Source organism: Nocardioides speluncae (assembly GCF_003121585.1).
Taxonomy (GTDB): domain Bacteria; phylum Actinomycetota; class Actinomycetes; order Propionibacteriales; family Nocardioidaceae; genus Nocardioides; species Nocardioides speluncae.
Genome location: NZ_QEOO01000016.1, coordinates 517,110 through 536,633, shown reverse-complemented (window position 1 = coordinate 536,633; position 19,524 = coordinate 517,110). Strand labels below are relative to the sequence as shown.

Sequence of the window (19,524 nt, the reverse complement as noted above, 5' to 3'; positions counted from 1 at the left end):
CCTGGCGACCCGGAGATCGCCTGGCGATCGGCCCACGAGAGGCGGCGTCATCACCACCGCGACCCTGCGCGACGCCACCGACTGGGACAACCTCGTGCGACGGCTCGGCATGGACGATGCTGGGCAGGTCCGGATACAGGCCTGTCACCTTGCGGTCGAGGTCGACCTGAGCGCGTGGGGCCGCGTCAGAGGTTCAGGCGTCACTAAAGTCAGTCCATGGCCGGGACGATCTCGTACGACCTCTCACCACTGCACACCTACCAGCGGCGGCTGATGAACACCGAACTGCTATTGGCCTTGAGCAACACTCATCTGTATGTGGTCTCCCGACGTCCACGGACCACGGTTCACCGTCAGGGCCAGGCGCTTGGCGCCTCGATCCTGCGCACCACCACCCGAGAGTCACTGTCGGACGGCGCACTGCAGCACTCGATGTCGGTAGTGGCTCAGGCTGAGGTTCTCCACGACGGCGCGTACTGGGCAGGGCTCGTGGATGGGCCACGGACTGGGCCGGGTACGCCGAGCAGATAGTGCAGGTGCTCGATGCCGAGCTGGCGCTCGAGGGTGGCGTGGTCGAGCGTTGGATCGAGCGGCCGGTGACGAGGTTCGAGCGCAAGGGGTCCGCCGCGGGCCGCGGCACCACCAACCTCCGGTACCGACGGACAGGCTGACCGACCGGGCGCAGCGTGGATCCGGTAGTTCAGCCGCCCCCGGCGACGTTGACCAGCCACGAGGTCCCGAACCGGTCGACGCACATCCCGAACTCGTCGCCCCACGGCTGGGTGGCCAGCTCGACCGTCACGGTCCCTCCGTCCGACAGGTCCTGCCAGTAGCCGCGCAGTTCCTCGGTATCGTCCCCGGTGAGGCTGATCGCGAGGTTGTTGCCGGGCCGCAACGTCTCGCCCGGTAGCATGTCGGCGGCCATCAGCGTGAGGCCAGACGCTGTCTCCAGCTGGCCGTGCATGACCTGGTCACCCACGCCGTGGTCGTCGGTGCCGAAGTCGCCGAAGTGGTTGACCGTGAGATCGCCGCCGAACACGTCCTGGTAGAACGCCAGGGCGTCCGAGGCATCACCCGCGAAGCTGAGGTAGGGGTTCAGTCGAGTGGTCATGGACCGACGATAGAGCCGTCACCGCGGAATATGTCACCGCCTCGGCACAAGACCTCGCCGCTGCGAGCATGCCGAGGTGTCAGCAGGGGCTCATGCAGTCCAGCGTGCGGACCGCCCCGACACTCACTTCAGCATGACAGCCACGCGGCGCGAAGATGTACAGCGTCGCGGCTAGGGGTGCTCAGTCTGGGGCATAGGCGAGGATCTCATCGCGCGTCAGTGCGCCCTTGCTGCGAATGTCCTTGCCTGCTTCGCGGATCCACTCCGGGATCCACTCGTAGGTGATCTCCTCGAAGGTCGGCACCGGCGCCCAGAAACCCTCAAGGGGGACGTCCTTCTTCTCCACTACCGTGGTGTGGCCGGTCTCCTTGTTCTTGAACTGATGCTCTGACAGTCCGTCGGGCTTGAAGTAGCGCGAACTGATCGCGAGAGCGTCTCGGAGCTTCGTGCCAGCACCATCGGGGTACAGCCAGTGCGTGACCCCGGTCAGGAACATCCGGTCGCCGACCTGGGTGAGCTTCCAATTCATGGTCGGCCGGCCGTCAGCGTCGGGGAACCATACGCCGATGTGGTCGTTCTCCCACACGATGTTGAGGTAGGCGTCCGGGAGCGCTGGGTCGCCGAACACGACGGCGTAGTGCTCAACGTCTTTGCCCGCGCGGGCCTGCTCGTCCCGCTTGCGGGCCTGGTCGGCAGTGACCGGGTAGATCGGCTTACGCAGCTGCGCGTTCCACAACTGGCAATAGATCGGCTCAGTCCTCAACGGGATAGCTCCTGCCTTCGGTGTCGCGGATCTCGATCTCAAGCTCGATGGCCGCCTCAATCACCCGATCCGGGACGGGCGCCTTCTGCACTGGCACCTTCAAGACCAGATCACCCTCTGTCATCTTCCCAACCAGCTCGGGAGAGAGCTCGCGGTTGCGTGGCGTGGAATCAATGTAGTTGCCCTCTTTGTACTTGCTGTAGGTGGAGCGTAGGTAGCCGATGGCTGTGGCCTCCTCGACCTCGGCTAACTGGGTGTACTTGCGTTCGACGATCTCTTCGCCGTGCACGTAGGAGTCCATCCGTTTGCCGGTCGTGAGGCGGATCTCGTTTAGCTCGTAGTTCGGATGGTCGTCGAGATTGAACTGGTGGCCGAGGTCGGTCCGCTGGAGCCATGCCGGGCGTTCGCGTCGCTGCTTGGCTGGCGGATCTGACGATGTCGGTCTTAGTCCACCTATGCCTGGCACGTCGAGCCGGCCAGCGGCGCGGGCGCTCGCGAGGACCGTCTCGGCGCGGGCTGTGGCCTCGGTGGCTGCACCCGACGCCTGCCGCAGTCGAGTCTCGACGTCGCTGAGCAGGCCGATAAGTCGCTCTGGTTTGCTGCCCCGCAGGATGTCGGCGACCGTCTCCTGTAGCCGGCGGAGGCTCGTGGTCGCCGTTCCAAGGTGACTGGGGACCTCGCGGAGGCTTGCGACTGCCGGTTCGAGGGCGGTGATGACCCGTTCGGCGGTGGCGCCGTCGGGGACGGCGTTCACCCGGGCGGTGGTGTCGGCGACCGCCGTCTGCTGGGCGAGCACGATCTGGCCGCACTTTCCGAGGTCGCCGACGACGTCGCGCAGTCGGAAGGCGATGCGGCGTAGCCCAGCGCGGCCCATGCGTTGCTCGGACTCGCGTGCCAACTGCCGCGCCCGCTTCACGCCAGCGACCGCATGGTCCAGGTGCTTGGACACCGCGCCGAGGGCAGCCGCGAGTTCCGCTACGTCTGCGCCCGCCACAGCCCAGCCTCCCGAGTGCCGCCGCCTGTCTGACGAGTCAGACCTTAAGGCACATCCGCCGGGTGGCGACTCGGTCGGGAGCGGTTGATGTTCGGGACGCTGTCAGCCCGCCGCCCTTCAGTCACCCGGTCGTAGGTCAAAGGGCATGGGGCGGCCAGGCGGCGACCGTTGGAGCCCGCCGCATCGCCTCTTCAACCTGACCCCGGAGCCGATGGGCCGCCCGGGGAGGACTCCCTGGAGGTGTGCGTGTGATCGGCCAGCCGAGCGGGGCGGCCACGTCGGATGCACCAACCACGATCGGCTCGGCCAAGAGCGCGGCTGTGCCACGCAGGGCGAGGCCTCCTCGCACCCCGGCTCCGAGGGGGCTTGTTGCATAGGCCGTTGCATGGACGACGAAACGGCCCCGGACCCGGGAGAGAGTTCCCAGATCAGGGGCCGTTTCACGATGGTGCGCGAGGGGGGAGTTGAACCCCCACGTCCTTTCGGACACACGGACCTGAACCGTGCGCGTCTGCCTATTCCGCCACTCGCGCGTGAAGCGGGCCAAGGCTAACAGTCGGTGAACCGCGTTCCCAAACTGGCGGGAGGTCCATGGGGAGAGCATTCGGAGCAGGCAGGGTGGGGGCCGTTACGATCGGTCGCAACCGAGCGGCACGCTCGGGCATCTGATGGTGCACGGACGCGTGCACGGACAGCGGAAGGAGGCGGTTGGCGTGGGCAAGTTCCAGAAGTTCGAGAACAAGCTCGAGCAAGTGGTCGTCGGCACCTTCGCGAAGGCGTTCCGCAGTGCCGTCCAGCCCGTCGAGATCTCGGCGGCGCTGCAGCGCGAGCTCGACAACAACGCGCAGATCCTCAGCCGGGACCGCCGACTGGTGCCCAACGACTTCCATGTCGAGCTCAGCAACGGCGACCTCGAGCGGCTGGCGCCGTACGACACCGCGATGGCCCGCGAGCTCACCGAGACCCTGCGCGACCACGCCGAGGACCAGAACTACGTCTTCCCCGGCCCGGTGCACATCGAGTTCGAGAAGGCCGACGACCTGACCACCGGCCGGTTCCGGATCCGCAGCCGGGCGCAGGCGAAGGTCACCAGCGACGCCAGCCACACCCAGGTGCAGCGGGCCAAGGCGCTGCTCGAGGTCAACGGCACCCAGCACCCGCTGCAGCCGCCGGGCCTCGTGGTCGGCCGCGGGACCGACGCCGATCTGCGGATCAACGACCCCGGGGTGAGCCGCCGGCACATCGAGTTTGGCGTCCAGATCGGCAGGGCAGAGGACGGCCACCCCTTGATGTTGGCGGTGCGCGACCTAGGATCCACCAACGGCATGCTGGTCGACGGGACCAAGGTGCAGCAGGCGCCCCTCCACGACGGTTCGACCGTCAAGATCGGAAACACGACGATGACCGTCCGGCTGGTGACGGAAGAAGAGAGTGCGGATGTCTGAGATCACGCTCTTCTTGATCCGCTTCGCCTATCTCGCGATCCTGTGGATCTTCGTGCTCTCGGCGATCTCGGTGATCCGCTCCGACATGTTCGGAGCCCGGGTCCCGGCCGACGTCGGACACGTCGAGCGCCGGGCGCCGAGGGGGCAGCGGGCCAAGGCGGGCCGCCGCCGCGGCGCGCCCACCCACGTCCTGGTCGTCGACGGCGGCAACGCCGGTGAGCGGGCGGACCTGGACCGCGCGCCGCTGCTGATCGGCCGCGGCTCCGACGCGGCCATCAGGCTCGATGACGACTATGTGTCCACCCGGCATGCCCGGATCGCTGCTTCGGGGGAGCAGTGGTTCGTGGAAGATCTCGGATCGACCAACGGCACGTACGTCGGTGCCGTCCGCATCACCCAGCCAACAACGATCACGCTCGGCACTCAGGTGCGCATCGGCAAGACGATCCTCGAGCTGAAGAAGTAAAGGCCGCCTCACGATGACTTCCTCCGAACCGGAGCCGACCGTCGCCCCCGACGCCACCCGCCCCATCTCCACCAACGGCAACGGCGGTCCGGACACGGTCCCGATCGCCGGGCCGGGCGACACCCGGCCGGTCACCGGCGGGCAGGCCCTGCATCTGCAGTTCGCCGCGCTCAGCGACGTTGGCCGGGTCCGGAAGGACAACCAGGACTCCGGGTACGCCGGGCCGTGGCTGCTCACGGTCTGCGACGGCGTCGGCGGCGCCGCCCGCGGCGACATCGCCTCCAGTACCGCCGTTCAGCAGCTGCGCCGGCTCGACGAGCCGCCGGCCGGCGATCTGCTCGGCCAGGTGGCCGGCGCGATCCACCGGGCCCACGACCGGATCTCCGAGCTGGTCGACGAGGACCCCGCGCTCAACGGCACCAGCACCACCGTCACCGTCGCGCTCTTCGACGGCCAGCAGGTCGGTATCGGCCACGTCGGCGACAGCCGGGCCTACCTCTACCGCAGCGGCACCATCACCCAGCTGACCCGCGACCACACCTTCGTGCAGAGCCTGATCGATGAGGGCCGGATCACCGAGGAGGAGTCGCGGACCCACCCGCACCGCAACCTGATCCTGAAGGCGGTCGACGGCATCCACGAGACCGAGCCGGACCTGTTCACGATCGAGCTGGCGCCCGGCGACCGGCTGTTCCTGTGCAGCGATGGCGCGTGCGGCGTACTCGACGACGCCCGGCTGGCCGACATCCTGTCCACCGGTACGCCGGACTATGCGGTGGTCGAGCTGGTCCGGGCCAGCCTGGAGGCCGGCAGCTCCGACAACGTCACCTGCGTGGTGGCAGACGTGGCCGAAGGCTCGTCGAACGGCGACGCCATGCCGCTGCTGGTCGGCGCCGCGGCCGAGCTGCCACGACGCAGCGGCGGTGGCATCGGCAGCCTGTTCCGCGGTCACCGCTCCGGTGACACCGGTGAGATGGAGCCGGTCCGCGCGAACATCCCCGACGGCGTCGGCTTCGCGATCCCGAAGGACCCGATCGACCCCGAGCAGGCCCGCTACGCGCCGCAGCCGCCGAAGCCGTTCGGCTGGCTGCGCAAGCTGCTGGCGATCGGGATCGTGCTCGGCGTGCTGTGGGTGGCCAGCGCGGCGGCGTACTCCTGGACCCAGCGCCAGTACTTCGTGAAGGACCGCGACGGCGTCGTGGTGATCTACCGCGGGGTGGACGCCGGCCTGCCTGGCGTCGACCTGGCCTCGGCGTACGAGACCAGCAAGGTTCAGCTCGACCTGCTGTCGGAGCACGACGCCGGAACGGTCAAGGAAGGCATCGACGCCGACGATCTCGACCACGCCCGCCGGATCGTCGACGGCCTGGCCGAGCGCCAGGAGGCGCCGCCCGCTGACGAGAGCGACAGCCAGGACGACGAGGAGTCCCCGGGCGACACCGGGAACACCGACCCGACCGAGAGCCCCACCGAGACCCCTGACGACACCCAGCCGGACGAGAGCCCGACCACAAGCGCACCGGTCGCCTTCACCCCATGAGTCAGAACGGAAGCCTGATGGGTTTCGTGCACCGGCGGCGCCGGGGCGCGGAGCTCTTCCTGCTCATCCTGAGCCTGTTCGTCGGCATCGGGGGGTACGCCGCGGTCGGGTTCGGGGTGCAGGAGAAGGTGCCGCCGGACATCATCGGGTACGGCGGCTGGCTGGCCGCGCTGATCCTGGGCACCCACATCATCGTCCGCATCACCGCGCCGTACGCGGACCCGGTGCTGCTGCCCGTGGTGTCGGCGCTCAACGGACTCGGCCTGGCCGTCATCCACCGCCTCGACCTGGCGCGCGACAAGGACTTCGCCGCGCAGCAGCTGATGTGGATGACGATCGGCGTCCTGCTGTTCGCCGGAACCCTGCTCGTGCTCCGCGACCACCGGGTGCTGCAGCGGTTCACCTACACGTCCGGCTTCGTCGCGATCGTGCTGCTGCTGCTCCCGATGCTCCCGGTGCTCGGCCAGGACATCAACGGCGCCCGGATCTGGATCCGGATCGGCCCGCTCGGCTTCCAGCCGGGTGAGGTGGCCAAGGTGCTGCTGGTGCTCGCCTTCGCCGGCTACCTGGTTCTCCACCGCGACGCCCTCGCGCTCGCCGGCCGCCGGCTGCTCTTCCTCGACCTCCCGCGCGGCCGCGACCTCGGCCCGATCCTGGCGATGTGGCTGGTCAGCCTCGGGGTCCTGGTCTTCCAGAAGGACCTCGGCTCCTCGCTGCTGTTCTTCGGCCTCTTCCTGGTGCTGCTGTACGTCGCGACCGAACGGCCGGGCTGGCTGGTGGTCGGTGGCTCGCTGTTCCTCGCCGGCGCCTTCCTCGGCTACACACTGTTCGGCCACGTCCGGCAGCGGTTCAGCATCTGGCTGGACCCGATGTCCCACTACGGCGAGGGCACCGACGACCGCGGCCGGCAGATCGTGGAGTCGATGTTCGGCATGGGCTGGGGCGGCCTGATCGGGCGCGGCTTCGGCAACGGCGAACCGTGGCGGATCTCCTACGCCGAGTCCGACTTCATCTTCGCGGTGATCGGCGAGGAGCTCGGACTGACCGGCGCGATGGCGGTGATCGTCTGCTACGGCCTGATCGTCGAGCGTGGCCTGCGCACCGCACTGGTGTGCCGCGACGGCTTCGGCAAGCTCGTCGCCACCGGTCTGGCCTGCGTCTTCGCGCTCCAGGTCTTCGTGGTCATCGGCGGCGTCACCAAGCTGATCCCGCTGACCGGCCTCACCACGCCGTTCCTGTCGTACGGCGGTTCCTCCCTCGTCGCGAACTGGGTGATCATCGCGTTGCTGCTGCGCATCTCCGACCAGGCCCGGCGGCCGGTCCCTGACTTCTCCGGAGACCCCGAGCTGCCCGACAACGCGGCCGAGGTCACCCAGGTCGTGAAGCTGGAGAAGTCATGATCGGGTCCTCCTCTCCCGCGGCCTACTACGCGGTGTCCTCCGGGCGCCTGGCTGCGTTGCCGTCAGTCGCCGATGAACCACATCGCCTCCCTCCGGCGCCTTGCCAGGCATCCCGGAGGACACCGCTCGCTACGGCCAGGGAGAGGAGGACCCGATCGTGAACAAGCCGATCCGGACCATGTCCATCTTCTGCATGCTGCTGTTCCTGGCGCTGCTGGCGAACTCGACGTACGTGATGTACCTGCAGTCCGGCGAGCTGGCCGACGACCCCAACAACAGGCGGATCGTCGAGGCCCGCTTCTCCCGCGAGCGGGGCGCGATCCTGGTCGGCAAGAACACCATCGCCGAGTCCAAGCCATCCGACGACCGCTACCTGTACCAGCGGGTCTATTCCACGCCATTCAAGTACGCTCACCTCACCGGCGTCTTCAACTTCTTCGGTCAGACCGCTCTGGAGAAGACCCAGAACGACTTCCTCTCCGGCGACGACGACTCGCTGTTCCTGACCAGCTTCCTGGACATGATCAGCAGCAAGTCGCCGAAGGGCGGCAGCGTCCAGCTGACCATCGACCCGCGCGCTCAGGACGCCGCGTGGGACGGGCTCAACGAGGACCTCCCCGCCGGCACTCGCGCCTCTGCGGTCGCACTGGAGCCGAGCACCGGCAAGATCCTGGCGATGGCTTCGATCCCGTCGTACGACCCCAACAAGCTGGCCTCCCACGACCTGGACGAGGTCAACAAGCAGGACCGGCGGTTGCAGAAGGACGACAACAAGCCGCTGGACAACCGGGCGATCGAGACCCGCCTCCCACCCGGCTCGACGTTCAAGCTTGTGACCGCCGCCGCGGCGCTGGAGAGCGGCGACTACGACAGCGCGGAGGACCTGGTCCCTGGGGGCTTCGAGTTCGACCTGCCGCAGACCGACGACACCATCGGCAACCACGACGGCGGTGACTGTGGTGGCGAGCGGATCACGATGTCCTCCGCGATGCAGCAGTCCTGCAACGTCTCGTTTCTCTCCCTCGCCAACGACCTCGGCCCCGAGAAGATGCGGGAGCAGGCCGAGGCGTTCGGCTTCAACCAGGAGTACCTCGACGACCTGCCCGGCCAGGTCGAGAGCGCTTACCCGGCCAACCTCGATCCGCCCCAGACCGCGATGTCGGGCATCGGCCAGTCCGAGGTGGCAGCCACACCGCTGCAGATGGCGATGGTGGTGGCGGCGATCGCCAACGACGGCGTGGTGATGAAGCCCTACCTGGTCGACAACGAGCTGACCCCCGATCTGGAGGCGCTCCCCAAGACCGAGCCCGAGGACTTCTCCGAGGCGGTCAGCCCGTCGACCGCGGAGGAGCTGACCAAGATGATGGTCGCGACCGTCGACGACGGCACCGGTGAGCCGGCCCAGATCGATGGCGTCGAGGTCGCCGGCAAGACCGGAACCGCGCAGAGCGCGGCCGAGCGGAACCCTTACGCCTGGTTCGTGGCGTTCGCCCCCGACCACGACGTCGCGGTCGCCGTGATGATCCAGGACGCAGCCGGGGTCGGGCGGGACGAGATCGCCGGCGGCCGGCTGGGCGGCCCGATAGCCAAGTCGATCATCGAAGCGGTGATCGAGTGATGAACCTTAGAGCTCGCACGGGTAGGTGGCGTCGTCACGAGCGTCGCGATGTGCGTGCGCTGGCAAGGCGCCGGAGTGAGGCGGGCCGGTGGCCCGTCGATCGACGGCAACGCAGCCAGCGTGCAGGCAGCGCGGCGCGCAGCAGACGCCACCTATCCGTGCGATCTCTTACCCACCACACGTGTGCCCCCCGAGAAGCAGAAGAAGGCAGAGATCGATGAGCAACGGAGAGTCGACCCTGGTCGGCGGGCGGTACGAGCTCGGTGAGGTGCTCGGGCGTGGCGGCATGGCCGAGGTCCGCAAGGGCACCGACACCCGGCTGGGCCGGGTGGTCGCGGTCAAGCGCCTCCGCACCGACCTCGCCGCCGACGCCACCTTCCAGGCCCGGTTCCGGCGCGAGGCCCAGTCGTCGGCCTCGCTGAACCACCCGTCCATCGTCGCCGTCTACGACACCGGCGAGGAGATGTCGACCGACGGCACCGACGTCGCCCAGCCCTACATCGTGATGGAGTACGTCGCCGGCCGGACGCTGCGCGACATCATCCGTGAGGGCCGAAAGATCCTGCCCGAGCGGGCCCTGGAGATCACCAGCGGCGTCCTCTCCGCGCTCGACTACAGCCACCGGGCCGGCATCATCCACCGCGACATCAAGCCCGGCAACGTGATGCTGACGCCGGCCGGTGACGTGAAGGTGATGGACTTCGGCATCGCCCGCGCGGTCTCCGACGCCTCGTCGACGATGACCCAGACCGCGGCCGTGGTTGGCACCGCCCAGTACCTCTCGCCCGAGCAGGCCCGCGGCGAGACCGTGGACTCACGCTCCGACGTGTACTCCACCGGCTGCCTGCTCTACGAGCTGCTGACCGGCCGGCCGCCGTTCGTCGGCGACTCCCCGGTGGCGGTTGCCTACCAGCACGTCCGCGAGCCCGCGCTGCCGCCGTCGGCGCACGACGCGGACCTGCCACCCGAGCTGGACGCGATCGTGATGAAGGCGCTGGCCAAGCGGGTCGAGGACCGCTACCAGAGCGCTGCCGCGATGCGCACCGACATCGAGCGCTACCTCGCCGGCCGGCCGGTCCAGGCTCCGGCCGTGATGGTGCCGGAGACGACGTACCTCCCGGCGACGGCGGGCAACGGCAACGGCAGCCCCACCGGCCACCTGTCGATGCCCGACCCGCTTCCGTACCCGCCGCCCGAGGAGGAGGAGCCGCGCAACCGGACGCCGCTGATCATCGCGCTTGCCGTGCTGCTCGTCGCCGCCCTGGTCGCGGCGGCGTTCGCGCTGCCCAAGCTCTTCGAGGAGACCCCGAAGGAGGTCCAGGTCCCCAACGTGGTCGGCAAGGAGCAGGAGGTCGCGGAGAACGAGCTCCGTGACGCGAACTTCAAGGTCGACACCAAGGTGGCCAACAGCGACAGCGTGCCCGACGGCAGGGTCATCAGCCAGGAGCCGAACGGCGACCTCTACGAGGAGCCGGGAACCACGGTGACCATCACCGTCTCCACCGGCAAGCGCAAGACCACGGTCCCCGACGTGATCGGCGACAAGAAGGAGGCGGCCCGCGACGAGCTCGAGGAGGCCAAGTTGGAACCCGAGTTCGAGGAAGTCGAGTCCGACATGGAGAAGGGCACCGTCGTCGCGCTGAGCCGAGAGGTCGGCGCATCGGTTCCGGAGGGCACCGAGATCACCGTTTCCGTCTCGGATGGCAAGGAGAAGGTGCCCGACGTGCAGGGACTCAACCAGGAGACGGCGGAACAGATGATCCGCGACGCAAACTTCGAGGTCCAGGTCGAGCTTCTCACCGACTCCGACGAGCCGAAGGGCACGGTGGTCCGTCAGACACCCGAGGGCGGCGAGATCGCCGACGAGGGCGACACCGTCATCATCTTCGTATCGGACAAGGAGGACGAGCCCACCGAGACGCCAACGGAGACACCCACGGAAACTCCGACCGAGACGCCGACCGACGACTTCCCACCGACCGACGACCCGTTCAACAACTTCCGGAGGGAACCGTTCGGCCGGGTGGAGTGACCGGGAGCGCTGCTGGAGCTAGTCGGTCTTCGGGCGGGCGTAGTTGAACGTCCGCAGGCCGTCGTACGCCGGTGCGTAGAGCGAGGTCTGCTCGACCATGTCCCAGCCGATCTTGATCTCGGGGTTGACGGCCTGGTTGCGGTAGAAGCTGAGGTACTCGTCGTTGTCGACGGCGGCCCTCAGCTCGTCGATGTCGCCGATCCCGTTGATGACGTAGGGCTGGGAGTAGGGCACGCCCTGCAGCTGCACCGCGTTGCCCTCGCACTTGATGCCGGTGGTGGTGACGATCCGCTGGCCCTGCACGGTGACGGCCTCGGCGCCGCCCCGCCAGAGCGCGTTCACGACCGCCTGGATGTCCTGCTGGTGGACCAGCAGCAGGTTGACGTCATCGGCGTTCTCGATGAGTTCGCTAGGAGCGTCGGACAGCTCGATGGTCAGCCCGGCCCCCTGCTTGGGCGTCCGGCCCGCCGGGTCGTTCAGCTTCTCGATCTGCTTCTGGATCTTCTTCAGCCGCTCGTCGCCGGTCCGGTTGGCGGTCTGCTCGCTCAGGTCGCTGACCTCATCCTCGAGGTCGACCAGCTGGCCGCGCAGGTCGCGCTCGATCCGTCGCTCCTCGCCGACCAGCTCGGCGAGATTGATGTTGCGGCCGGGCCGCAGGTCGGTGCCGTCGCTGGCCTCGGCGCTGATCGCGAAGAGGGCGCCGCTGAGGATCAGCATGGCCGGCGTACCGTAGCGCCACAGGTTCAGGCGGGACGCTCGCGCGGCGAGTACGGCGGCTTTCGACGACGTCCCGTCAGGCGCTTGGTCGTCACGCTCTGCCGGGCTGTCGTGTGATCCCTGCTGCATGACGACTACGCTAACCCGCGGCGCACGAACAGTCACACTCATCTTCGTCGCCCACGTTGACCCGAGGAGTAGTTGGTGGCCAAGCTCATCAAAGCAAAGCAGGAGTCGCTCGACCTGGCCAGCGGGCCGGAGTACTCGCACCGGTTCTGGATCGGTCCGGTGCTCGTCGCTGCCGGAATCGCGTGGTTCGCCTTCTACTACTGGGGGCTGCGCGCCGACCCGACGGCGATCCCCCCGGAGAAGGCGGGCAGCCCGAAGTTCCTGGCCGACCTGAGGCAATGGAACTTCCTGATCGCGGCCACCCTGATCTTCGCAGGGATTGCGATTGGGACACTGAAGCTGCCGATCAGGTTCCTGGCTGCAGCGCTGCTGATGGCGGTTGGCCTCTGCTGGCTCACCTACTACGCGGCCGAGGTCCGGCCCGACTCAGCGCCCGGGGCACTCGCCGACCTCAAGCAGTGGAACTACGTCATCGCGCTCGTGCTGGTGCTCGCCGGCACGGTGCTGGCGGCGTACAAGTCCGGCAACCGCTTCCTGATTGCGATGCTGCTGATCCTCGCCGGCATCTCCTGGATCACCTACTTCTACATGCAGGTCCGCGTCGATCCGACAGCCCTCCCGGCGACCACAGGCAAGCCGAAGCTCATCGCGGACCTGAAGGACTGGAACTACGCGGTCGGCTTCGGCCTGATCCTGCTCGGCCTGGCGGCCTCTGCCCACAAGTCGACGCCGCTCGGCCGCGGCCGCGGCGTGGTGGTCGGGATGCTCGGCTGCTTCCTGTTCGGTCTGCTGTGGATCTGCACGTACTACGTGATCAGCGACGACCCGAGCAAGGTCTGGGTGATGAACGACCTCGAGCAGTACAACCTGATGGCCGGCATCGGCTTCATGGCGGTGGGCTTCGCCTTCGCTACCAAGTGGGAATGACACACGTGTAGTTCTCCACAGGAGTTATCCACACTGTGCATAACGAAGGGCCGCTCCGGCATCGGAGCGGCCCTTCGTTGTGGTTCGGGTCGGCGTCAGACCAGCATCGTGGTCCGGACCGCGAAGAGTACGGCGAGCACGCCGGCGAGCGCGGCGAGACCCGCGACCTGCCAGGTGGTACGCCGGGTCCGCGGCGCATAGACCAGCAGCGCCGCGATCGCGAGGCCGCCGAGGAAGCCACCGAGGTGGCCCTGCCACGAGATGAACCCGCGGCCCACGATCGTGATCAGGAAGTTGATCCCGATCCACATGAGGATCTGCTGGTAGTTGCCGCCGACCTTGACCGCAACGATCAGCAGCGCGCCCATCAGCCCGAAGATCGCGCCCGACGCGCCCAGCGTCTGCACCTGCTCGTCGGCGAGCCAGTAGACGCAGGCCGAGCCGGCGAGCCCCGACAGCAGGTAGAGCGCGAGGTAGCGGGCCCGGCCGATCGCCATCTCCAACTGCGGGCCGAGGAACCACAGGGCGACCATGTTGAACGCGATGTGCCACGGCTCGACGTGCGCGAAGACGCTGGTGAGCAGCTGCCACGGGGCGCCTTCGGCGACGCCGGGCACCCAGTCGGCCCCGGGGACCGTCCGGCAGGCGCTGGCCGAGTCCGCGTTGGGGAACCAGCTCTCCCGGTCGCTGGCCATGCAGCGGCCGTCCGGCAGCAGCGCCAGCCGCTCGACCCAGCGGCTCTCCCGGCCACCGGTCGCCAGGATCAGCAGCCAGACGGCAACGTTCGTCACGACCAGCACGATCGAGGTGAGGGCCGGGTTGGCGGACCGCTCACCGCCGTACGCCGTGCGCGCGGAGCGCGTCGTACGCGCCCCCTCGTGCACACAGTTCGGGCACTGGAACCCGACCGCCGCCGGGCGCATGCAGTCCGGGCAGATCGGCCGCTCGCAACGCTGGCAGCGGATGTAGGTCTCCTTGGCGGGGTGCCGGTAGCAGACCGGCACCGCCCCCTCGGCAGGCGGCTCTGTGCTCATGGTGCGGCGCTCAGGAGCGCACGATCTCCACGGACTCGATCACGACTGCCTCGGCCGGCCGGTCCTGCGCGCCGGTGGGCAGCTTGGCGATCGTGTCGACGACGTCGCGCGAGGCCTGGTCGGCGACCTCACCGAAGATGGTGTGCTTGCCGTTGAGCCAGGCGGTCGTGCCGACGGTGACGAAGAACTGGGAGCCGTTGGTGCCGCCGCCGGTACGGCGGTCCTTGCCGGCGTTGGCCATCGCCAGCAGGTAGGGCTTGGTGAACTGCAGCTCCGGGTGGATCTCGTCGTCGAACTGGTAGCCCGGTCCGCCGGTGCCGGTCCCGAGCGGGCAGCCACCCTGGATCATGAAGCCGTCGATGATCCGGTGGAAGCCGAGACCGTCGTAGAACTTGCCGGTCGTCGTGGCGCCGGACTTCGGGTCGGCGTACTCCTTGGTGCCCTCGGCGAGGCCGACGAAGTTCTCGACGGTCTTCGGCGCGTGGTTCGGGAACAGGCTGATCGTGATGTCGCCCTGGTTGGTCTTCAGGACGGCCTGGAGGTCGGACATGACTGCCTCTCTTCGATGTGCGTAGCAGTCCGATCTTCGCAGGCTCCGCAACCCCGCGACACGTCGCCCTTTTGGTCACCCTTTGCCGAGCGGCCCGGCTTCGGCATGATCAACCCTGAAACCCGACGAGAGGAATCGCAGGAGCCATGGGCATCCGTAGGAAGAAGACCCTGATCGACCAGGCGGCCGAGCTCGCCGAAAGCATCCTCCCCCAGATTGAGTCCGCCGTGGACACCGCTCGCGAGAAGGCGGGGCCGGCGCTCGCGGACGCCAGGGCGAAGGCGGCTCCTCTGCTTGCCGAGGGCAAGGCGCTGGCCGCCGAGAAGGCCGCCAGCGGCCGGGTCGCCGCCGGTACGACGCTGGCCGCGTTCGCCGAGGAGCCCACGGGCAAGCGGCGCAAGGGCGGCAAGCTCAAGAAGCTGATCGTGGTCGGTGGTCTCGCGGCCGCGGCCGGTGTGGTCGCCAAGAAGCTGCTCGGTGACTCGTCGGGCGGCAACTGGCAGCAGTCCTACACCCCGGCGCCGCCGCCTGCGCCGCGGGCCGCGGCCGACGTCGTACCGCCGGATCTCAGTGCGGAGGCGCCGGTCTCGGCCGCGCCGTACGACGCTCCTCAGGCCGAGACCACCGCGTACGACGAGACCGCTCCCGAGCCGCCCGAGGTGATCGCGGCGTACGACGACGAGCCGGCTGCGGAGGACGCTGTCGAGGAGCCTGTGGTCGAGGAGCCGGCCGATGACGCGGCCGCCGCGAGCCCGGGCGAGGCGATCTCCGACGCCACCGACGGCCCGCACGAGGTCACCACACCGGACGCGCCGGCCGAGGTGATCGAGGTCGGCGACCCGTTCGCGGTCGAGACCGCGCCGGCCGCCGCGCCGACTCGCCGTACCAAGCGCTTCGCCGGCCTGGAGCTCGGCGAGGACGCCGCCGCCCCGATGCCCGACGGCTCGGCCCCCGAGGGCTTCGACATCAAGGGCAACCAGGACTCGGGGAAGTACCACACCCCCGCCTCCCCCTGGTACGGCAAGACCATCGCCGAGGTGTGGTTCCGCACCGAGGAAGCCGCCGAGAAGGCCGGCTTCGTCAAGGCCGGCTGAAAGCCGAATCGGACAGGGTTGGCAGCCACTTCCTGACGTTGTGGGGCGTTGCAACGGCCCACAACGTCAGGAATCCCCGGCTGACCGGGGATTCCGTCACCTCACACCGGCCGGTTCTCCTCGATCCAGTCGTCGATGCGCTCCCACCAGGAGTAGAGCCAGTCGATGCGGTCGTCGCGGGCGACGGGGATCTCGTCGCGGGGGACCTGCCACCAGCGCATGATGATCTCCTTGTCCAGCGGCAGCTCGCGCCACACGTCGCTGACGCGGAGCATGTGGTCCAGGCCGGTGTGCGCGACCAGGACCACGTCGGCGTCGGGGGCCGCGTCGAGGGCGGCCAGGAAGCCGCCGGGGCGGGGTGCCAGCACGTGCAGCATGTCCTCGGCCCGCGCGGCCATCTTGTCCAGGCCGAGCTTGCGCAGCCGTTCGATCGCGCGCTCCCGCCGTGCCGGCGTGAAGTTGCCGCCCTCCGGGAAGATCACGAAGGCGTCGTTCTCGTCGAGCCCGGTGGCGAGGTCGCCGATCTGGGACTCGAGGTCCGAGCCGGCGGCCGGGTTCGGCGAGATGAAGCGGGCCGGGAGCCGGCGCAGGATCACGTCGATCGCGGGGTCCCACGCCAGCGTGTCCTTGAGTACGACGCGTGGCTCGCGCCGGTACCACCGCATCAGCGCGTAGATCAGCGTGAACGAGTCGCCCGGGCCGGCATGCCGGCAGCAGACCAGGATCGGCTTGCCGGGGTGTGCGTCGGGCGCCGGGCCCTCGGTCACGATCTTCAGCCGGGCCACCCGCCGCGCCTCGCGGAAGATGATGCGGGTGGTGAACTCGACCAGGTCGTAGTGGACCCGCTCGAAGAACGGCTTGCGGATCCACAGCCCGAACCCCGACGCGATCCACAGACCGAGCAGCTCCACGAGCAGGATCGCCTCGGCGGTGAGGTACAGGATCGCGATCCACAGCACCCGCAGCGCCCGCCAGCGTCCCGGCAGCCGCGGCGAGACGAAGGCCGCCACGATCAGCCAGATCGGCAGCGTCACCCACATCAGCACCGTCAGCCCGATCACGGCCGGCGCGATCACCAGCCGGCGCAGCAGCCAGATCACGAGAGGTGCTCGTCGAGGTAGGCGACCGCCGCGGCGTACGTCGACTCGATCCGGTGCGCGATCCCGGAGAAGTCGCGGTGGGCTAGCAGGGAGTCGTCCTTGGCGGAGGTGCCGGCGGCGGGCAGTACATGCGCGACCACGCCCTCGGGCAGCTCCGACAGCTCCCGCACGAACCGGTGCCGCCGCGCGATCTCGAACGACACCCGCGCCACCTCCCATGGGCGCTTCGGCGCAGTCAGCGGCCGGTCGATCCGGCCGACCTGGAGGACGAAGATCCGGGTCGCGCCGAGGGCGGCCGCGCGGCCGACCGGAATCGAGTTCACGATGCCGCCGTCGAGGTAGTGCTCGCCGTCGATCTCGGCCGGTGGCAGCAGACCGGGTACGGCAGCGCTCGCGATCACCGCCTCGACCACCGGTCCGGTGGTGAACCAGTGCTCGGCGGCCCGCTCGATGTTGGCGGCACAGACCTGGAGCGGCACCGGCAGGTCCTCAAACTGCACGTCGCCGAGCTCGTTGTACAGCCGCTTCTTGAGGGGCTCCGGAGAGTAGATGTGGGTGCCCGAGCGGACCGCGCGGCTGACCGTCCGCAGCGCCCACTCGCCGTACACGTCGCGGCTGCCGTCGGCGGCGTGCCACAGGTCGGTGAGCCGCTCGATGACCCCGAGCGTCGGGTCGCGGGCCACCATCGCGCCGTTCAAGGCGCCGATCGAGGTGCCGAGGACCAGGTCCGGGCGGATGTCGCGCTCGAGCAGGGCGCGCAGCATCCCGACCTCGACAGCACCGAGTACGCCGCCTCCGCCGAGCACGAACGCAGTCGTCATGGCCGGACTATCCCACGAGCTCCGGGTGCTCAGCCTTCAACCGAGCGACAACACGGTGCTCGACGAAGAAGATCATCACGGGGACCAGCCCCGCGAGCAGCAACACGCCCAGGAACTGCAGCGACCAGCCGGCCCGGCGGCTGAGGAAGAACGCCACGACGACGTAGACCATGTAGATCCATCCGTGGACGAGCCAGATCCAGGTCAGCTGATCGCCGAGCTCCTGCAGGTCGCTGCCCTCGGTCAGCAGGTACTTCAGGATCGAGGAGATGCTGCCGGCGACCAGCAGGACGCCGACCACGAGTGCGAGCGCGCGGTAACTGGTGACGAGCTTGGACACGCGGCCAACCTACCTGGCGGGGTCCGGCCGCTCCTCGCGCACCCACCGCCACCAGATGAAGGCCACGAACGCGCCGAAGAACCACCACTCGATGGCGTAGAAGAAGTTGCGCAGCCCGGTGAACCGGCCGACCTCGGGGAGCTGGTCCAGGGTCGCCTGCTCGAGGCCCTCGCCGGCCGGCGTCGCGGCGACGTCGGTCACCACCGCGTACGCGCCGTACAGGTCCTGGTCGACGTGCTGGATGGCGTCGGCGATCCGCAGCTGGGGGAGTACGTCGTCACCGGGGTTCTCGTCGACCTCGCCGGTGCCCTCGGCCGGCTGCAGCCAGCCGGTCAGCTCCGCCTCGCCGGTCGGTGCCGGGGGCGCGGTCTCCACGTCGTCGGTCCAGCCGCGGACAACAAGCAGCGCCGGGTCGTCCGCCGAGTCTCCGACCGCGAGTGGGGTCACGACCCAGTACCCGTCGCGGCCGTCGTGCTCCCGCCCGGAGACATAGACCGTGCCGTCCGGCACCCAGGTTCCGACGACGTCGACCGGCTGGCCGACGTAGTTGCCGGGGAAGGGGTCGTCCGGCCCGATCACGTCAGCAAGCGGCTTGGGATCCTCCTCGGTCAGCGACCGGGCCTCCGCCGCGCGGCGCGCGGACCACGCGTCGTACTGCCAGAGCCCGAGCCACACCGCGGCGCCCAGCAGCACCAGCGCCAGCAGATGCGCCGCCCAGTAGCGAGGACGCAGCAGCTCGGACACGTCCGCCAGCCTACGGAGGCCCGCCGCGCGGTTCAGACGCCGGTCTGGCTGTGCGGGGCGTGGACCGGCTTCGACTGCGGCGAGCGCTGCTGGCGCAGCCAGATCGTGGCCGCCACCAGTACGGCGACGGCGAGGAACTCGCTCTGCCAGTTCTGGAACGACTCGAACCAGAACTCCGAGGTGCCGAGATAGCTCCACGCTGACACCGCCTCGCCGCCGTGCTGCAGCTGGTCGTCGGAATACTTAGCCGCGCCGCTGACCGCGTGCAGCCACATCGAGGCACCGAACAGCAGCGTGAAGAGGATCGCGAGCGAGTTCTTGTACAGCGTCAGTGCCACGCCCCCGCGGCATACCGGCCAGGGCACGCCCTGGTCGGTCTGGTGCGCCTCAGGTGGCTCGTCGCTGTCGATCCCGCCGTCCGGTGGCCGCGACTCGGCCGAGCCCTTCTGAAGCAGGTACGCCGTCAGCACGACGTACATGCCCATCTGCAGGAACTCGCTCTCCCAGTTCTCGAAGACCGCCTGACCGAAGTCGGCGCTCACGGCGTACGCCCATAGGTTCGCGCTCCGCTCGCCGTGCTCGGCCAACTCCGCGTTCTGCTCGGCGTGACCGGTGAGCAGCAGGCCCACCAGGAAGACCGCGAACAGGCCGAGGGTCACCAGCAGCAGGCCGTTGTTGCGGAGCACGCGCATGCCCCGA

Annotated in this window: 21 protein-coding genes and 1 tRNA gene; 10 read left to right on the top strand and 12 right to left on the bottom strand. The window is 68.9% G+C overall.

Translation table 11 applies throughout. The annotated features are described in order from the left end of the window. Positions 1–216 precede the first annotated feature (216 nt). Together DDV73_RS10040 and DDV73_RS10035 are read left to right on the top strand one after the other, a co-directional pair. On the top strand, positions 217–531 hold the full coding sequence (locus DDV73_RS10040; protein WP_109507083.1) for a hypothetical protein: 315 nt from the start codon (positions 217–219) through the stop codon (positions 529–531). Continuing rightward, complete coding sequence (locus DDV73_RS10035) at positions 531–671, top strand: class I SAM-dependent methyltransferase (RefSeq protein WP_240617210.1); 141 nt, start codon at positions 531–533, stop codon at positions 669–671. Before DDV73_RS10040 ends, DDV73_RS10035 begins: the two co-directional genes overlap by 1 nt. Before the next feature lie 29 nt (positions 672–700). On the opposite strand, the gene DDV73_RS10030 is transcribed toward DDV73_RS10035, so the two are convergent. The 4 genes from DDV73_RS10030 to DDV73_RS10015 form a co-directional block, all read right to left on the bottom strand. Next, on the bottom strand, positions 701–1,111 hold the full coding sequence (locus DDV73_RS10030; protein ID WP_109507082.1) for a VOC family protein: 411 nt from the start codon (positions 1,109–1,111) through the stop codon (positions 701–703). A gap of 181 nt (positions 1,112–1,292) precedes the next feature. Beyond that, complete coding sequence (locus tag DDV73_RS10025) at positions 1,293–1,874, bottom strand: hypothetical protein (RefSeq protein WP_154402690.1); 582 nt, start codon at positions 1,872–1,874, stop codon at positions 1,293–1,295. Then, complete coding sequence (locus tag DDV73_RS10020; protein ID WP_154402689.1) at positions 1,864–2,868, bottom strand: hypothetical protein; 1,005 nt, start codon at positions 2,866–2,868, stop codon at positions 1,864–1,866. Before DDV73_RS10020 ends, DDV73_RS10025 begins: the two co-directional genes overlap by 11 nt. Before the next feature lie 446 nt (positions 2,869–3,314). Continuing rightward, positions 3,315–3,401: transfer RNA gene (locus tag DDV73_RS10015), tRNA-Leu, on the bottom strand. Between the two features lie 180 nt (positions 3,402–3,581). Here DDV73_RS10015 and DDV73_RS10010 point away from each other — a divergent pair. The 6 genes from DDV73_RS10010 to pknB all read left to right on the top strand — a co-directional run bounded on the left by DDV73_RS10010 (position 3,582) and on the right by pknB (position 11,369). Further along, positions 3,582–4,313: an FhaA domain-containing protein gene (locus tag DDV73_RS10010; RefSeq protein WP_170126017.1), complete on the top strand. Its 732-nt coding sequence runs from the start codon at positions 3,582–3,584 to the stop codon at positions 4,311–4,313. Continuing rightward, the gene (locus tag DDV73_RS10005; protein ID WP_109507078.1) at positions 4,306–4,779 is read left to right on the top strand and encodes an FHA domain-containing protein FhaB/FipA; all 474 of its coding nucleotides are present in this window, start codon (positions 4,306–4,308) and stop codon (positions 4,777–4,779) included. Before DDV73_RS10010 ends, DDV73_RS10005 begins: the two co-directional genes overlap by 8 nt. Positions 4,780–4,792: 13 nt before the next feature. Continuing rightward, positions 4,793–6,319: a PP2C family protein-serine/threonine phosphatase gene (locus DDV73_RS10000; protein WP_109507077.1), complete on the top strand. Its 1,527-nt coding sequence runs from the start codon at positions 4,793–4,795 to the stop codon at positions 6,317–6,319. After that, positions 6,316–7,719 carry an FtsW/RodA/SpoVE family cell cycle protein gene (locus tag DDV73_RS09995; protein ID WP_109507076.1) on the top strand — a complete coding sequence of 468 codons (1,404 nt, stop codon included), beginning with the start codon at positions 6,316–6,318 and terminating at the stop codon, positions 7,717–7,719. The genes DDV73_RS10000 and DDV73_RS09995 overlap by 4 nt, the downstream gene beginning before the upstream one ends. Before the next feature lie 157 nt (positions 7,720–7,876). Beyond that, complete coding sequence (locus DDV73_RS09990) at positions 7,877–9,337, top strand: peptidoglycan D,D-transpeptidase FtsI family protein (RefSeq protein ID WP_109507173.1); 1,461 nt, start codon at positions 7,877–7,879, stop codon at positions 9,335–9,337. Positions 9,338–9,554: 217 nt separating this feature from the next. After that, complete coding sequence (pknB, locus tag DDV73_RS09985) at positions 9,555–11,369, top strand: Stk1 family PASTA domain-containing Ser/Thr kinase (protein WP_109507075.1); 1,815 nt, start codon at positions 9,555–9,557, stop codon at positions 11,367–11,369. Positions 11,370–11,387: 18 nt separating this feature from the next. Here the strand turns inward: pknB and DDV73_RS09980 are convergent, their stop codons facing one another. Beyond that, a complete protein-coding gene (locus tag DDV73_RS09980) occupies positions 11,388–12,215 on the bottom strand; it encodes a DUF881 domain-containing protein (protein WP_240617209.1) in 828 nt (275 codons plus the stop codon). A gap of 75 nt (positions 12,216–12,290) precedes the next feature. Here DDV73_RS09980 and DDV73_RS09975 point away from each other — a divergent pair, with 75 nt between their 5' ends. Further along, complete coding sequence (locus DDV73_RS09975) at positions 12,291–13,142, top strand: cell division protein CrgA (protein WP_109507073.1); 852 nt, start codon at positions 12,291–12,293, stop codon at positions 13,140–13,142. 95 nt (positions 13,143–13,237) lie between these two features. On the opposite strand, the gene DDV73_RS09970 is transcribed toward DDV73_RS09975, so the two are convergent. Both DDV73_RS09970 and DDV73_RS09965 read right to left on the bottom strand, forming a co-directional pair. Further along, complete coding sequence (locus DDV73_RS09970) at positions 13,238–14,176, bottom strand: rhomboid family intramembrane serine protease (protein ID WP_109507072.1); 939 nt, start codon at positions 14,174–14,176, stop codon at positions 13,238–13,240. Positions 14,177–14,186: 10 nt separating this feature from the next. Beyond that, a complete protein-coding gene (locus DDV73_RS09965) occupies positions 14,187–14,726 on the bottom strand; it encodes a peptidylprolyl isomerase (protein ID WP_109507071.1) in 540 nt (179 codons plus the stop codon). Between the two features lie 146 nt (positions 14,727–14,872). On the opposite strand from DDV73_RS09965, the gene DDV73_RS29690 reads away from it, so the two are divergent. Then, the gene (locus DDV73_RS29690; protein WP_420818469.1) at positions 14,873–15,820 is read left to right on the top strand and encodes a sunset domain-containing protein; all 948 of its coding nucleotides are present in this window, start codon (positions 14,873–14,875) and stop codon (positions 15,818–15,820) included. A gap of 101 nt (positions 15,821–15,921) precedes the next feature. Here DDV73_RS29690 and DDV73_RS09955 read toward each other — a convergent pair whose 3' ends face one another. Genes DDV73_RS09955 through DDV73_RS09935 form a run of 5 tightly spaced genes read right to left on the bottom strand, consistent with a single transcriptional unit; the run spans position 15,922 to position 19,517 of the window. After that, the gene (locus DDV73_RS09955) at positions 15,922–16,920 is read right to left on the bottom strand and encodes a 1-acyl-sn-glycerol-3-phosphate acyltransferase (RefSeq protein ID WP_206050790.1); all 999 of its coding nucleotides are present in this window, start codon (positions 16,918–16,920) and stop codon (positions 15,922–15,924) included. Then, positions 16,917–17,741, bottom strand: coding sequence for a patatin-like phospholipase family protein (locus tag DDV73_RS09950; protein ID WP_109507070.1), 825 nt, complete (start codon positions 17,739–17,741; stop codon positions 16,917–16,919). The genes DDV73_RS09955 and DDV73_RS09950 overlap by 4 nt, the downstream gene beginning before the upstream one ends. A 7-nt stretch (positions 17,742–17,748) precedes the next feature. Continuing rightward, positions 17,749–18,081: a DUF3817 domain-containing protein gene (locus tag DDV73_RS09945; RefSeq protein WP_109507069.1), complete on the bottom strand. Its 333-nt coding sequence runs from the start codon at positions 18,079–18,081 to the stop codon at positions 17,749–17,751. Positions 18,082–18,090: 9 nt separating this feature from the next. Continuing rightward, positions 18,091–18,825 (bottom strand): SURF1 family protein, encoded by a 735-nt coding sequence (locus tag DDV73_RS09940; RefSeq protein WP_161962345.1) that lies wholly within the window; start codon positions 18,823–18,825, stop codon positions 18,091–18,093. 32 nt (positions 18,826–18,857) lie between these two features. Beyond that, positions 18,858–19,517, bottom strand: a complete 660-nt coding sequence (locus tag DDV73_RS09935; protein WP_109507067.1) for a DUF6766 family protein — start codon at positions 19,515–19,517, stop codon at positions 18,858–18,860. Positions 19,518–19,524: the final 7 nt, after the last annotated feature.